Origin of the sequence: Microbacterium sp. NPDC055910, from assembly GCF_042271185.1 — a bacterium.
In the GTDB taxonomy this organism is placed as follows: Bacteria; Actinomycetota; Actinomycetes; order Actinomycetales; family Microbacteriaceae; genus Microbacterium.
This window is the reverse complement of sequence record NZ_JBHJZS010000031.1, coordinates 21,981-36,432: the sequence shown is the minus strand read 5'-3', so window position 1 is coordinate 36,432 and position 14,452 is coordinate 21,981. Positions and strand designations below refer to the sequence as shown.

12 protein-coding genes are annotated in these 14,452 nt (G+C 71.5%); 6 read left to right on the top strand and 6 right to left on the bottom strand.

The window, feature by feature from the left end:
- Positions 1 to 88: 88 nt before the first annotated feature.
- From ACFC3F_RS12270 to ACFC3F_RS12260, 3 genes are all read left to right on the top strand, one after another.
- Entirely contained in the window at positions 89 to 1,081 is a 993-nt protein-coding gene (locus ACFC3F_RS12270) for an aldo/keto reductase (protein WP_376129961.1), read from the top strand.
- Positions 1,082 to 1,254: 173 nt separating this feature from the next.
- On the top strand, positions 1,255 to 2,025 hold the full coding sequence (locus ACFC3F_RS12265; protein ID WP_376129958.1) for a PP2C family protein-serine/threonine phosphatase: 771 nt from the start codon (positions 1,255 to 1,257) through the stop codon (positions 2,023 to 2,025).
- A gap of 93 nt (positions 2,026 to 2,118) precedes the next feature.
- Positions 2,119 to 4,989: an FtsK/SpoIIIE domain-containing protein gene (locus ACFC3F_RS12260; RefSeq protein WP_376129956.1), complete on the top strand. Its 2,871-nt coding sequence runs from the start codon at positions 2,119 to 2,121 to the stop codon at positions 4,987 to 4,989.
- A gap of 158 nt (positions 4,990 to 5,147) precedes the next feature.
- Here the strand turns inward: ACFC3F_RS12260 and ald are convergent, their stop codons facing one another.
- Together ald and ACFC3F_RS12250 are read right to left on the bottom strand one after the other, a co-directional pair.
- Positions 5,148 to 6,263 (bottom strand): alanine dehydrogenase, encoded by a 1,116-nt coding sequence (ald, locus tag ACFC3F_RS12255; protein WP_376129953.1) that lies wholly within the window; start codon positions 6,261 to 6,263, stop codon positions 5,148 to 5,150.
- A gap of 55 nt (positions 6,264 to 6,318) precedes the next feature.
- Complete coding sequence (locus ACFC3F_RS12250) at positions 6,319 to 7,308, bottom strand: asparaginase (RefSeq protein ID WP_376129951.1); 990 nt, start codon at positions 7,306 to 7,308, stop codon at positions 6,319 to 6,321.
- Positions 7,309 to 7,359: 51 nt separating this feature from the next.
- Between ACFC3F_RS12250 and ACFC3F_RS12245 the strand changes: the two genes are divergently transcribed.
- Positions 7,360 to 7,857: an OsmC family protein gene (locus ACFC3F_RS12245; protein WP_376129948.1), complete on the top strand. Its 498-nt coding sequence runs from the start codon at positions 7,360 to 7,362 to the stop codon at positions 7,855 to 7,857.
- Here ACFC3F_RS12245 and ACFC3F_RS12240 read toward each other — a convergent pair.
- The gene (locus ACFC3F_RS12240) at positions 7,826 to 8,602 is read right to left on the bottom strand and encodes a lysophospholipid acyltransferase family protein (RefSeq protein WP_376129945.1); all 777 of its coding nucleotides are present in this window, start codon (positions 8,600 to 8,602) and stop codon (positions 7,826 to 7,828) included. The two genes, ACFC3F_RS12245 and ACFC3F_RS12240, sit on opposite strands and share 32 nt — an antisense overlap.
- A 112-nt stretch (positions 8,603 to 8,714) precedes the next feature.
- On the opposite strand from ACFC3F_RS12240, the gene ACFC3F_RS12235 reads away from it, so the two are divergent.
- Positions 8,715 to 9,662, top strand: coding sequence for an FKBP-type peptidyl-prolyl cis-trans isomerase (locus ACFC3F_RS12235; protein ID WP_376129942.1), 948 nt, complete (start codon positions 8,715 to 8,717; stop codon positions 9,660 to 9,662).
- Positions 9,663 to 9,715: 53 nt separating this feature from the next.
- Positions 9,716 to 10,804: a 1-deoxy-D-xylulose-5-phosphate reductoisomerase gene (locus tag ACFC3F_RS12230; protein WP_376129939.1), complete on the top strand. Its 1,089-nt coding sequence runs from the start codon at positions 9,716 to 9,718 to the stop codon at positions 10,802 to 10,804.
- A 507-nt stretch (positions 10,805 to 11,311) separates the two neighbouring features.
- Here ACFC3F_RS12230 and ACFC3F_RS12225 read toward each other — a convergent pair.
- From ACFC3F_RS12225 to ACFC3F_RS12215, 3 genes are all read right to left on the bottom strand, one after another.
- Positions 11,312 to 12,970, bottom strand: a complete 1,659-nt coding sequence (locus ACFC3F_RS12225; protein ID WP_376129936.1) for a Mur ligase family protein — start codon at positions 12,968 to 12,970, stop codon at positions 11,312 to 11,314.
- A gap of 70 nt (positions 12,971 to 13,040) precedes the next feature.
- Positions 13,041 to 13,751, bottom strand: a complete 711-nt coding sequence (locus ACFC3F_RS12220; protein WP_376129933.1) for a YcnI family protein — start codon at positions 13,749 to 13,751, stop codon at positions 13,041 to 13,043.
- A gap of 93 nt (positions 13,752 to 13,844) precedes the next feature.
- Entirely contained in the window at positions 13,845 to 14,420 is a 576-nt protein-coding gene (locus ACFC3F_RS12215) for a hypothetical protein (RefSeq protein WP_376129930.1), read from the bottom strand.
- Positions 14,421 to 14,452 lie beyond the last annotated feature (32 nt).

Below are 14,452 nucleotides of genomic sequence, written 5' to 3'. Positions count from 1 at the left end.
CCGTCTCGGTCTTCCGATCACTCGGCGAGAACGCCGCGCGGTCCCTGCGGAAGGGGCAGCGCGTCCTCGTGTCGGGAAGGCCGAGCACATGGCTTCTGACATCCCCGCGCGCCGCGTCGGTGCATCCGGTCTCCTCGTTTCGTCCGTCGGTCTCGGCTGCAACAACTTCGGTCGCGAGGGCGCGAAGACTGAGACGCTCGAGGGAACGCGCGCCGTTCTGGATGCCGCGATCGCCAGCGGCGTCACGTTCCTCGACACCGCCGACATGTATGGCCGCGAGCCGGGACTGTCCGAGAGCCTCATGGGCGAGGCGCTGCAGGGGCGCCGCGACGACGTCGTGCTGGCGACGAAGTTCGGGCACCACGGTCGAGACATGGGGTATCCGGTGTCGGGCGCGAAGGCATCGCGGGCGTACATCCGCCGCGCCGTCGAGGGGTCGCTGACGCGCCTCAGGACCGACTGGATCGACCTCTATCAGCTGCACACCCCCGACCCGGCGACGCCGATCGAAGAGACCCTCGATGCGCTCGGCGACCTCGTCCGAGAGGGCAAGATCCGCTACATCGGCCACTCGAACCTCTCAGGCTGGCAGATCGCCGAGGCACACTACGTCGCCGCCGAGCGCGCCGGCATCCCTTTCGTATCCGCGCAGAATCACTACAGCCTGCTGGCACGCGCGGCCGAGCGCGACGTGCTGCCCGCAGTCGACCGGTTCGGGCTCGGGTTCCTTCCGTACTTCCCGCTGCACAACGGACTGCTCACCGGCAAGTTCTCGCGGGAGCACGCACCCGCCGACACGCGCATCATGCGGCAGCGCGAACACGTCTGGCGGGATGCACCGTGGGACACCCTCGAGGCCTATCAGGCGTTCTGCGACGAACGCGGCATCACGATGCTGCAGGCGACGTTCGGCTGGTTTCTCGCGCGTCCGGGGCTCGCGAGCGTCATCGCGGGTGCGACGAGCCCCGAGCAGGTCGAGTCCAACGCGGCCGCCGCGACGGCCTGGAGCCCGACCGCCGACGACATCGCGGCGATCGATGCACTGTTCCCGCTGCCCGAGGACCCCGGCGCCCAGGTCTGAATCGACCGGGACGTCAGAGCGACAGCGCGGCATCCCGAGTCGGTTCGACGGGCGCGAAGCACGTTGCGGATCGACCGGCGCCGCTGGCGCTGCCTGCGAACCCACTAGGATGTGAGCACGCCGGTCCGGCCGCTCCGGCGGACCAGGCGACCGGTTCACGGGGAGGACGGCGAGTGCCCGACACAACGACGCAATCCTGCGCCGTCACGGTCCCCGGTGGTCGAATCGACCTGTCCTGGGCGGCGATCACGCATCGCGGCCGTCGTCGCGAGATCAATCAGGACGCCCTGCTCACCCGCTTCCCGCTCTTCATCGTCGCCGACGGCATGGGCGGGCACATCGGCGGTGAGATCGCCAGCGCGAGCGCCGTCGACCGCCTCGGCGCGCTCGGTGACGCGGTCACCCCCCGGTCGATCGAGAAGGCCCTCGCCCGCGCCGTGAAGGACATATCGGCACACCCCGAGGCGACCGACGAAGGCACGGGTACGACCGTGACGGGCGTCTACCTCGACGTGTCCGGCGTCGCCCCGCACTGGGTCACCCTGAACATCGGCGATTCGCGCGTCTACCTGCTGCGCGACGGCACGATCGCGCAGATCACGACGGACCACTCGGTCGTGCAGGAGCTCATCGCGGCGGGCAGGCTGAGCCCCGAAGAAGCCGAGAACCACCCGTACGGCAACGTCATCACCCGTGCCGTCGGTCCGAGCGACGGCGTGACTCCCGACTACGTGCGACTCGAGGTGGCCGACGGGGACCGATTCGTCATCTGCTCCGACGGCCTGACGAAAGAGCTCACCGACTACGGGATCCAGCACTTCCTCGGCGAGAACGCCGATCCCGCGGATGCTGCGCAGGCGATGCTCGACGCGGCGCTCGAGAACGGCGGGCGCGACAACATCACGATCATCGTGCTCGACGTCGCGCGAACGAGTACCGACTGACCCGGTTCCTCCACAGCGGGGATCGGGCGCGGAGTTCTCCACATCCGGTCGGCCTGGGATGCCGCACGTCGGCGAAGGGCGTGGAATGGGCGGGTGACGACCGCCACCGCACCCCGCCGAGCCTTCATCGACGAACTCGACGACGCCGAGCCGCTGATCCTGCCTGACGCATGGACACCACCTGCCCGTCCGCCGCTGCCGCTCATCGCATCGACCGTGCCGGTCATCGGCGCTGTCGTGCTCTGGCTCGTGACCGGATCGCTCTTCGCGCTTCTGCTGGCCGGGCTCGGACCGCTCATCGCCGTGGCGAGTGTCGTCGACGGGCGGCGTGGGGCGCGGCGCGAGAAGAAGAGGGCCGCTGAGGCGGCCGCTGTCGCTCGCGATCGAGTCACCCGGTCGATCGAGCGCCGGCAGGACGGCGAGCGTCGGCACCGATGGGCGCGGCATCCCGACGTCGCGGGGTTCGCGGCGCGCGACGGCGACGTGTGGCGCGAGCTGTCGGACCGATCCGGCGCGCTCGTCGTCGGCACGGGCGACGTGGCCAGCGGCCTCAGCGTGAGCGGCGGAGCGGGCGATGCGCAGGCCACGACCCTGCGCGCGCGGGCGGCGCGCCTGCCCGGAGCGCCCGTGCTCGTGGCGGCCGACGACGGCCTCGCCATCACGGGCGGTCCGGCCCTCGTCGCGGCCGTCCATCGAGCTCTCGTGCTGCAGCTGTGTCTCGCCACGGCGCCCGGGATACTGCGGATCGTGGGTCCGATCCCGGCCGACCTCGCGTGGGTGCGCGAGCTGCCGCACTGCCACGCGACGACGGGACGAACCCTCGCCGTGACGGCGGAGCCGCTGTCGCCCAGTGCCGACGTGACGATCGCCGTCATCGCGCCGGGCGCCGATCCGCCTCCCGGCTGTCGCGCGCGCCTGTCGGTGTCGTCACTCGATCGCGCGCTCCTCGATGACGGAACAGGCGTGCGGGACGTCGCGGTCGAAGCGGTCGGCATCGAGCAGGCGACCGCGATCGCGACGGAGCTGGCCGACCGCGCCGCGCGGACCCTCGGCCTCACGTCCCACCGTGACGAGCCCGTACGTTTCGCCGATGTCGCACCGGGTCCCTCCGCTGCGGGGCGGAGCGCGCTCGACGCGGTCGTCGGTGTCGCAGGGCGGCAGCCGTTCGCGATCGATCTCGTCGCGGACGGTCCGCATGCCGTCGTGGCGGGTGTCACGGGATCGGGCAAGAGCGAGCTGCTCATCACGTGGGTGCTGGCACTGGCCGCAGGCCGCTCGACGCGCGACGTGAGCTTTCTGCTGGCCGACTTCAAGGGCGGCACGGCATTCGACGCGCTGCGGGGTCTCCCGCACGTCACGGGCGTCATCACCGACCTCGACGGGTCGGGTGCCCGCCGGGCGATCGAGAGCCTGCGCGCCGAGATCCGGTGGCGGGAGGCCGAACTCGCGCGGTGCGGTGCCCGTGACATCCTCGACGAGCGCGTCGAGCTGCCGCGACTCGTCGTGGTCGTCGACGAGTTCGCGGCACTGCTCGCGGAGCATCCCGAACTCCACGCCGTCTTCGGCGACATCGCCGCGCGCGGACGAGCACTCGGACTGCATCTCATCCTCGGCACGCAGCGGGCGGCCGGTGTCATCCGCGACAGCCTGCTGGCGAACTGTCCGCTGCGTCTCAGCCTGCGGGTGACGGATGCCGCCGACAGTCGTGCGCTGATCGGCACCGACGAGGCGGCGGTGCTCCCCGGTGGCGTCGCCTCGCGCGGTCTCGCACTGATCCGGCGGGCAGCCGACGCGAGCCCGCACCGCGTCCGCATCGCGCTGACGTGCGCGGCCGACATCTCAGCCGTGGCCGGACGCGCCACAGGTCCGGCACCGCGCCGCCCCTGGCTGCCGGACCTGCCCGAATCCATCTCGCTCGCGGACGCGAGGGTCATGGCCGGCGACCGCGAAGAGTCTCAGCTGCTCATCGGCATCGCGGATGAGCCGGAACGCCAGCGGCAGCGCGCGGTCGGACTCCGTCTCGTCGATCGTGGATTGCTCGTCGTCGGCGGACCTGGCTCGGGAAAGACGACGGTGCTCGACACGATCGCGGAGCAGGCTCGAGTCGTGCGTCGCGTGGCCGGCGACGGCGAGTCCACGTGGGACTCCGTCGCCGCACTCATCGACGACCCGCCGCCGCACGGCGCCGTCATCATCGTCGACGATCTCGACACCGTGCCCGCCCGTCTCTCGCCGGACCACGCGCAGGTCGTGCTGGAACGCCTCGAGCTGCTGTTCCGCGGCGCAGGGGCGACGGGAAACCTCATCGTCGCGACGACCCAGCGCCTCACGGGCGCCGCGGCGCGGCTCGGCGAGATTCTGCCGCGGCGCCTCGTCCTGGCGACGGCATCGCGTGCCGAGCACCTCGCGGCGGGCGGGGACCCCGCGCATCACACGGTCGACGCGCCGCCCGGGCGAGGACGGCTCGGCGCTCTCGCCGTACAGGTCGCCGTGCCGGACGGCGTCCAGGTCACGGCAGCCGCCCCCGCGGTGCCCGCCCCGCCGTGGACGCCGCACGCGTCCCTGACGGGGTTCGTGACGCGGCGTCGTGCCGCGGCGCGGCCCGCGTTCGACGTGTGGTCGGACAGCGGCATCCGCTCGCTCTCGCTCGATGAATACGCTGCCGACCCGTCCGTGACCGCGTACGGGCCCGTCGTGCTCATGGGCGATCCCGACGAATGGCAGCGCGAGTGGCGGCTGCTCGCGCGCGTGCGCGCCGATCACGACCTCGTCATCGACACGTCGTGCGCCGCCGAGTATCGCGCGCTGAGCGGAAGCCGCGACCTGCCGCCGTACGCGCTGCCCGGTGCCGGCCGCGCGTGGCTGCTGTCGCAGGGCGGCGAAGCCGTGCGGATCGTCCTTCCCGGACCCGGACCCGGACCCGGACCCGGACCCGGACCCGGACCCGGACCCGGCGTCCGGTGAGCGCACGCGCAGTGGGTCCGGACGGCTCGAGGACCGCAGGCGCGCTCCGTACGCCTGTGCGATGACGTCGATCGCACCGCTCTGCGCGCCGATGCGGCTCGCGCCGTGGAACGCCTACCTCTCCGACGCCTCGATCCTCGACAACGCGATCACCGTGGTCAGACCAGTGCGTCGGCGAGAGGCGCGAGATCGAGCGAGTGGGCGTTCGCGACGCCGGCGTTGACCACGCTGCCGCCGACCGTGTTGAGCCCGCCCGCGAGCGCAGCATCCGCGCGGAGCGCATCGCGCCAGCCGTGCCGCGCGATCTGCCGGATGTACGGCAGGGTCGCGTTCGTGAGGGCTGACGTCGACGTGTTCGGCACGGCGCCGGGCATATTCGCGACGCAGTAGAAGACGCTGCCGTGCACAGGGAACGTCGGGTCGGCGTGCGTGGTCGGACGGGTGTCGGCGAAGCAGCCGCCCTGGTCGACGGCGATGTCCACGAGCACCGAACCGGGGCGCATCCGCGCCACCATGTCGTTCGTGACGAGCTTGGGCGCCTTCGCCCCCGGAATGAGCACCGACCCGATGACCAGATCCGATCCGACGACCGCGCGGTCCAGATCGAAGGGATTGGATGCCGCGGTCTTGACGCGACCCTGGAAGTGATCATCGAGGTAGCGCAGGCGCTGAACGTTCGTGTCGAAGATCGTGACGTCGGCGCCCATGCCCACGGCGATGACGGCGGCGTTGGCTCCGGCGACGCCGCCGCCGATGACGGTGACGGCGGCGGGGCGGGTGCCCGGCACTCCCGACATGAGCAGCCCCAACCCGCCGGCCGAGCGCATGAGGGTGGCCGCGCCGACCGTCGGCGCGAGCCGACCGGCGACCTCGCTCATCGGCGCGAGCAGGGGTAGTCCGCCGCCCGGGAGCTGCACGGTCTCGTAGGCGATCGCCGTCACGCCGTCGGCGACGAGGCGCTCGGTGAGCGGCCGATCCGCCGCCAGATGGAGGTAGGTGAAGAGCACGAGGTCGTCGCGGAAGTAGCCGTACTCGCTCGCGATGGGCTCCTTGACCTTGAGGAGCAGCTCGGCGCGCGCCCAGACCTCGGCGGCATCGTCGAGCATCGTGGCACCGGCAGCCTCGTACTCGGTGTCGGGCATCGACGAGCCGACCCCGGCGCCGCGCTGCACGAACACCTCGTGGCCCGCGGCGACCAGGTCGTGGACGCCCGCGGGCGTCATCGCAACGCGGTACTCGTTGTTCTTGATCTCGGTGGGGATGCTGATGCGCATCGTGTATTCCTCTCCGCTCCGCCGTTGGAGCGCTCGATGCTCTGGGTGAGAGCGGTCAGACCGAGGGGCGGATGGCCCCGACGGTGGTACCGCCGCCGTGCACGGCGAGCGGAAGCTTGGACATGGTGTCGGCGACATCCTGCGCCGACAGCGAGCCGGCACGCTCGAGCAGCCGCAGCGCGACCGCGGTGCCGGCGCGACCCGAGCCGTCGAGCACCTTGACGACCGTCGTCGTGCCGTCGGGAGCGACCATCGCCATGACACCCTCCGCGCCGCTCTTGGCGAAGACGCCGAGCTGCTCGATGGCCACGGTGTCGGGACGCCCGGGACCATCGATCGTCCACGGGTGCGCGCGCACCGCCTGCACGAGCGCCCCGGCGCTGCGGTGCAGCGCGAACGGCGATGTCGTCGACGCCGTTCCGATGCGGTGCAGCGCGCGCGCGAATCCGAAGACGGTGAGAGCGTAGATCGGCGCCCCGCAGCCGTCGACGGCGCTCGCCGCGATCTTCTCACCGGTCAGGCGTTCGATCACTTCGCGGATATGCATCTGAACGGGATGATTGAGATCGAGGTACGAGGCAGGGTCCCAGCCGTTCGCCACGCTCGCGGCGAGCATTGCCGCGTGCTTGCCCGAACAGCTCATGCGCACGGATGCCGGCTGGCCGAGGTCGCGCACCAGGCTGTTGCGCGTGGCGGGGTCGATCGGCCACGCGGGCGGGCAGCCGAGGTCGTCTTCACCGAGCCCCACGGCCGAGAGCATGTCACGCACGACGTCGACGTGACGGTCCGTGCCGGAGTGGCTCGCCGTCGCGAGCCCGAGCTGTTCGCCCTCGAGCGTGGCCCCCGCGGTGAGGCACGCGAGCGCCTGCAGGGGCTTGAGGCTGGAGCGGGGGAGGAACAGCGCCGAGACGTCGCCGAACTTGTCGACGACGGTGCCGTCGGGGGCCAGCGTGATGGCGACCCCGGCGTGCCGGGACTCGACGAAGCCGCTGCGTTCGACGACGGCGAGCTCGACGGCTCCCGTCAGGGGAAAGGTCTGCGGCATCCGAAAATCCTATCGCCGCGAGGAGGGCGAGCGCGTGCCAGACTGTGTCGCATGTGGGGCGAGCATCGATACTCCGTGCGAAGCACGTGGACGGGCGACCGTGGAACGGGCACGTCGGGATATCGGGATTACGACCGCAGCGTCACCCTCGAGATCGACGGGAAGCCCCCGCTGCTCGCGTCGGCGGACAAGCCCTTTCGCGGAGACCCGTCGCGCTGGAACCCCGAGGACCTGCTGCTGTCCGCACTGAGCGAATGTCACCTGCTGTCCTATCTGCACGCGTGCGTTCAGGCCGGAGTCGTCGTCGTCGCGTACGAGGACGACGCGACGGGCGTCATGGTGCAGGACGGCCGCGGCGGGGGAGCGTTCCGCGAGGTTGTGCTGCGTCCGCGCGTCACGGTTGCGGACGCATCGATGACGGATGCTGCGACAGCGGCCCACGCGCAAGCGGCGGAGTGGTGCTTCATCGCGAACTCCGTGAACTTCCCCGTGCGTCACGAGCCGACGATCGAGGTCGTCAGCGACGCTCGTGCGGAAGGACCTGCTTGATCCGCTCGATCGGGTTCTGCGCGGGCATCTCGTTGTAGGCGTTCGCGAGCTCCTGGCCCGACAGCGCGTGGATCGCCGCCATGATCTCGTCGGTCGCGACACGACGCGCGCGGCCCGACGTCGCGGGGCCCGCGTGCGAGAGATCGAGCGGTTCGCCGAACTTGACGGTCACGCGGTGCTTGAGTGACGGCGCCGAGGCGCCGACGGGCATCACCTTGTCGGTGCCGATCAGGCCGACGGGAACGACCGGAGCGCCCGTCTGCAGGGCGAGGAAGGCGACACCCGTGCGGCCCTTGTACAGGCGTCCGTCGAGCGACCGTGTGCCCTCGGGATAGAGCGCGACGGCGCGACCGTCCTCCAGCAGCTGCCGCTGCTGATCGAGGGCATCGAGTGCGGCCTGTCCGGCACCGCGCTGCACGGGAATCGCGCCGATCGCCGTGAAGAACGTGCGCGAGACCCACCCTTTGACGCCCGTGCCGTCGAAGTAGCTCGACTTGGCGAGGAAGTGCACGGGACGGGGAGCGGCGACCGGGATCGCGATCGAGTCGATGAACGACAGATGATTGCTCGCGAAGATGACCGGGCCCGTGCGGGGCACATTCTCTTTGCCGATGACCCGCGGGCGGTACATGACGCGCGCGAGGGGAGTGAGGACCATGCGTCCGAGCGCGTACGTCGCGCCCATGCGACGCGCCGGCTCACCGGCAGCGCTGTCGGCGGGCTCAGGTACGTCGGCAGAAGTCACCGGACGAGGCTACTCCCGGCCGCATGCCGGGCTGGGCATGTCCTTCACAGCCGGGGCAAAGGAAGAATGCGGAAAGATGGGACCTCCCGCCTATCGAACACGAGGTTCCTCCGTGCGCATCCGCTCCCTCGCCGCTCTTTCCGTCTCCGCCGTCGCGCTGCTCGCCCTCGCGGGCTGTGGCTCGGCCGATCCCGAAGCCACGCCGACGTCGTCCGCGGATGCGGGCGGTGACCTGTGCTCGGTGGCACAGCCCTCCGGACCGATCGTCGAATCGCTCGAGGTGGGTGGTGAGGTCGGCGAGTCCGCGACGCTCGAGTTCGATGCGCCGCTGACCGTCGAGACCGCCGAGCGCCTCGTGCTCACGGAGGGCGACGGTGACCCGCTCTCGGACGGCGACCTCGTGACCTACGCTCTGACCGTCTTCGACGCGTCGACCGGTGAAGAGACCGGAACCGAGGGCTACGGCGAAGACCTGCTGCCCGTCCAGGTCTCGGTCGGCACCGGCCCCGACCAGTTCTTCGGATGCGCCACCGTCGGCTCGCGCATCGTGATGTCGCTTCCCGAGTCGCAGGGCTCGCCTGCCGCCATCTGGGTTCTCGACGTGCTCGGCACGAGTGAGTCGGTCGCCTGGGGCGAAGAGCAGGACCCCGTCGACGGCTTCCCGACCGTCGAGCTCGACGAGTCGGGTGCACCGACCGTGACGCTGCCCGAGGGTGACATCCCGACCGAGTTCGACAAGGCCACGCTCAAGAAGGGCGACGGCGTCGAGGTGAAGGAAGGCGACGCCGTGCTCGTGCAGTACCACGGCGTCTCGTGGAACGACGGCGAGGTCTTCGACCAGAGCTGGGGCAGCCAGCCGTTCAGCTTCTCGACGAGCGGCGGTGTCGTGCAGGGCTTCGCGGACGCCGTCATCGGCGAGACGGTCGGTTCTCAGGTCATCGCTGTGCTTCCGCCCTCGGCCGCGTACGGCGAAGGCGAGATCAATGAAGAGGATCTGACCGGTCAGACCCTGGTGTTCGTCGTCGACATCCTCGCCGTCGCCACCCCCGCCACTCAGTGACCTCGACGCGGGTCGGGCGGGTGACCGCGCCGGCCCGCGTCTAAGCTGACGGGATGCGTCGCGTCCTGATCCTCGGCTCCACCGGTTCGATCGGCACCCAGGCCCTCGACGTCATACGCGGCAACCCCGGCCGCTTCGAGGTGGTCGGACTGTCCGCGGGCTCGAATCGCGTCACACTCGCGGCGCAGGCCGACGAGTTCGGTGTCGAGCACACAGCGCTCGGCGCCGTCGAGGCGGAGCAGCTCGTGCGCGACGTCGACGCCGACGTCGTGCTGAACGGCATCACCGGGTCGGTGGGACTGGGCCCCACGCTCGCCGCGCTCGAAGCCGGGCGTACGCTCGCACTCGCCAACAAGGAATCGCTCATCGTCGGCGGTGAGCTCGTCACATCGATCGCCGCGCCCGGTCAGATCGTGCCGGTCGACTCGGAGCATTCCGCCATCGCCCAGGCGCTGCGCGCCGGCGAGCGTCACGAAGTGCGCCGCCTCGTGCTGACGGCATCCGGTGGTCCGTTCCGCGGTCGCTCGCGTGACGCGCTCAGCGCCGTGACCCCCGCCGAGGCCCTCGCGCACCCCACGTGGGACATGGGACGCGTCGTGACGACCAATTCTGCGACGCTCGTCAACAAGGGCCTCGAGGTGATCGAGGCGCACCTGCTGTTCGGCGTGCCCTACGGCGACATCGACGTGGTCGTGCATCCCCAGTCGATCGTGCACTCGATGGTGGAGTTCACGGACGGATCCACGATCCTGCAGGCGTCTCCGCCCGACATGCGGCTGCCGATCTCGCTCGGTCTGGACTGGCCTCGCCGCATCGCGGGGGTCGGGGCGCCGTTGGACTGGTCGAGCGCCGTGTCCTGGACGTTCGAGCCGCTCGACGGCGACGCGTTTCCTGCGGTCTCGCTCGCGAAGCGCGTCGGACGCGCGGGCGGTACGTACCCTGCCGTCTTCAATGCGGCCAACGAACAGGCCGTCGATGCGTTCCACGAGGGGCGCTTGTCGTTTCCCGGCATCGTCGAGACCGTCGAGCGCGTCGTCGAGCTGCACGAAGCGCCCGACGAGCTCACCCGGGCATCGCTCACCGACGCCGAGACGTGGGCGAGGGCGGCGGCAGATCGCGCGATCGCCGCATCCGCTCGCTGAGGCGCCCCCTCCCTCTCCCTTCACGTTGACTTGCGTGCTTTGTCGGCGACACGCCGTTGGGCGCTGACATAGGGCGCAAGTGAACAGAGAGGGTACGGCGCCGCGGCGTGGTGCGCGCTGGCGCGTCGGGTCGCGGTGCGGGCGCGGCGCGCGGGCGGCGTGCGTCGCGGGGGCAGGTGCGGCCGGCTTCCCCCCCCCACGTTGACTTGCGCCCTATGTCAGCGACACGCCGTTGGGCGCTGACATAGGGCGCAAGTGAACAGAGAGAGTACGGCGCCGCGGCGGGCGTCGGCGCGTCGGGTCGCGGTGCGGGCGCGGCGCGCGGTGCGGGTGCGGGTGCGGTGCATCCCCTCACGTTGACTTGCGTGCTTTGTCGGCGACACGCCGTTGGGCGCTGACACAGGGCGCAAGTGAACAGAGAGGTTACGGCGGTGCGGGGCGCGGCCGCCGTACCGCTACGGCGGCGCGGCGCCGCGACCGCGCGGGCGCGGGCCGAGGGAGTCAGGGTCAGAAGGCGGGGCGCAGCGGATCCGACGGGGGAGTCTCGTCGTCGGGGTACGGCACGGGCCATCGCGGTTCGGGCACGGGCCAGCCGGCGGCGCGCAGGGCGCGACGAGCCAGCTCGCGAGCGGAGTACGGCGCACGGTTGCCGCGGATGTCCCGGTAGTCCTGGTGCCCCGGCCCCGCCCACAGGATGCCGTCGCCTTCTCCGACGAGGGCGATCGCCTCGATGATCGCTCGCTCGGGCGGCGTGTATTCGTGGATCTCGGCGTCGGGCCGCGCGCGTCGCGCGCCTTCGATGAGGGTGGCGCGGATCGACTCGGGGTCCTCGAACCGCGGATGGTGATCGGTGATGACGAGGATGTCGCTGCCCTCGGCCGACGTGCGGCCCATGTCGTGGCGCTTGGTCGCGTCGCGGTCCCCGTCGGCTCCGACGACCATGACGACCTTGCCGGGCGTCACGCGGCGCACCGCCGCGAGCGTCTTCTCGAAGGCGTCGGGCGTGTGCCCGAAGTCGACGTACACGGCGGGACCGCGCTCGCCCGAGACGAGCTCGGTGCGGCCGGGCAGGTACGCCTCGATGCGACCCCCGTCGAGGGCTTCGCGGACGCGCTCCCACGCGTATCCGCCCTCGAGGATCATGACGATCGCGAGCGCCGCGTTCGCCGCCATGTGCGTGCCGATGACCGGCACCACCGTGGTGAGGGTGCGTCCCTCCGGGCCCGTGAGACGGAAGCGCGTGCCGTCCGGGCGCTCCGCGAGCACCTCGACGACCCAGTCGGCCGCGCGCGCGGCATCCGGATCGGCTGCGACAGCCGGCGTGCCGACCGTGAGTGCGGGGATCTCGCTGCGCGCGAGGATCTCGGCCCCCGACGCATGGTCGATGCAGATGACGGCGCGCCGCGCCCGGTCGGGCCGGAACAGCGGCATCTTCGCCTCGAAGTACTCGCGCATGTCCGCGTAGTCGTCGAGGTGGTCGTGCGTGAGGTTCGTGAAGCCGGCCACGTCGAACACGAGTCCGTCGACGCGACGGCGGCTGAGCGCCTGCGCGCTCACTTCGACGGCGACCGCCTCGACCCCCCGTTCGCGCATGAGGGCGAGCAGGGAGTGCATCTCGTATGCCTCGGGGGTCGTCAGCCGTGACACGACGACCTGCCCCGCGATGTGACGCTCCGCCGTCGACGACAGCCCCGTCACCACGCCGAGCTGGCCGAGGATCCCCTCGAGCAGGTGCGACACGCTCGTCTTGCCGTTGGTCCCGGTCGTGCCGAACAGGATCGGCAGGTCATCGTCGCGCCCTGTCCCGTAGACCCAGGCGGACAGGTCGCCCAGCAGCCCTCGCGGGTCGTCGACGACGAGCACGGGAAGATCGGATGCCGCGGCGCGGTCGGCTCCGGCGGCATCCGTCACGATCGCGACCGCGCCCTTCGCCGCTGCCGCGGCGGCGAATTCGGCGCCGTGTCGCGTGCCGCCCTGCGCGGCGACGAACAGGTCGCCGGGGCGCAGGTCGGCTGTCGCGAGCGTCAGGCCCGTGAGCAGGATGCCGGCCGTCGAGCCGCGTACGTCGGCGTCGAAACGGGCCGCGAGATCATCGAGCGCGTGGGCGGGCGGGGCGTCCGGGCGGAGGACGGGCGGAAGGTTCGGGGAAGGGGCATCGCTGGGCATGGCAGATCCATCTAAGCACCCGCGCGGAGCAACCCGGGAAGGCCGGGTGTTCGGCCTTCCCGGGACGGGCTCAGCGCTTCGGTGAGCGGCCGCGCACGAGCGCGACGCCGAGCGCCGCGAGGGCCGCGACGAGCGCGCCGCCCGCGAGCCAGCGCGCCGTCGTGTCGTCGGCGGGAGCGGAGATCGGAACGGCCTCCCCGTCGTGAGCGTTGGCGGTCTCCTCTTCGGCGTGCGTGTCCTCCGCGTCGCCGTGCCCGTGACCGTCGTCGCCCGCGGCGACCTCTCCGACCTCGACGAGCGGCGCGGGTGAGGGCAGGTCATGCGGGTCCTGACCCTCTTCGGCGATCTCGTTCCAGTCGTTCACGCCTTCGACGCAGTCCTGGCGGACCGGGAAGGCGAGCGTCGTGCCCGCGGTGTCTTCGTTGAAGAGCGCGTCGAACGAGACGGTGGCCTTGATCGCGTCGTCGATCGGCGAGTCGGCCGTGAAGGTGATCGTCTCGGGGATGCCGTCGGCGCCGTCCTCGCGCGAGACGCTCCAGCCGCCCTGCATGATCGGCGTCGCGTTGCCCACGCCGTCGGGGATCGTGATCACGAGGGCCGTCGTGGGCGAGCCGTCGCAGCCGTGCGAGAACGAGAACGTGAGCGTCTCGGTCGCGCCGGCCGACACCGCGCCGGGATTGACGTGCACGTGCGCGGATGCGGCGACGGGGATCGCCACGGCGAGGGCGACGCCGCCGATGATTCCGGTGGCGAGCAGGCGGGAAAAGCGGGAAGTGGTCATGCGATGGTCTCTTTCGTCGTCGGTGAGCGCCGCCCGGATGCGGGCGTGCGCGAGGGTTTCCTCGTCGCAACGCGACGAGGAGCTGTGCAGCCCTCAGGCTGCGGTGACGACGGCGGGTGGGCCCCGCGGGGAGACGACGTCGGTGAGGAGGCGCCGCAGGGGCGCAACGCGGCGAAGAGCGGCGCGCGTCCGCACGGCAGGCCACGAGGGGATCACGACCTCGCTCGGCAGCGCGACGAGCCGGGCGATGCCGCGGCCCAGAGCCCGCAGCATCCGTTCGCCGCGGTGGAGGAGCGCGACTGTGAAGATCGCCGCGGCGACGTGTGCGATCAGCATGGCGACATCGGGAGCGACGGATGCCGCACCAGGACCGAACGTCTCCGTGCGGCCGTGGACGTGGCCGAGCACCGTGCCGCCCGTGCCCGCCGTCGCTGCGAAGGCGACGTGGAGGAGCACCTGTGCGGCCAGAACCGTGAGCGAGAGGCGGACGAGGCCGAGCCTGCGCCCGGCGAGGGCGACCGCGACCGGGACGGCGAGGATCGTGATCACCAGCAGCAGAAGAGGCGCGGGCGCTTCGCCGCCACCGACCGTGTGCGACACGGCGGCCGTCCACGTCGCGACCGCCGAAGCGGCAGCGCCGCGCAGCGTTCGGGTGTGGCGCGCGTGCATGGGATCCTCTCCGATCGTCAGAGTAGAGCACG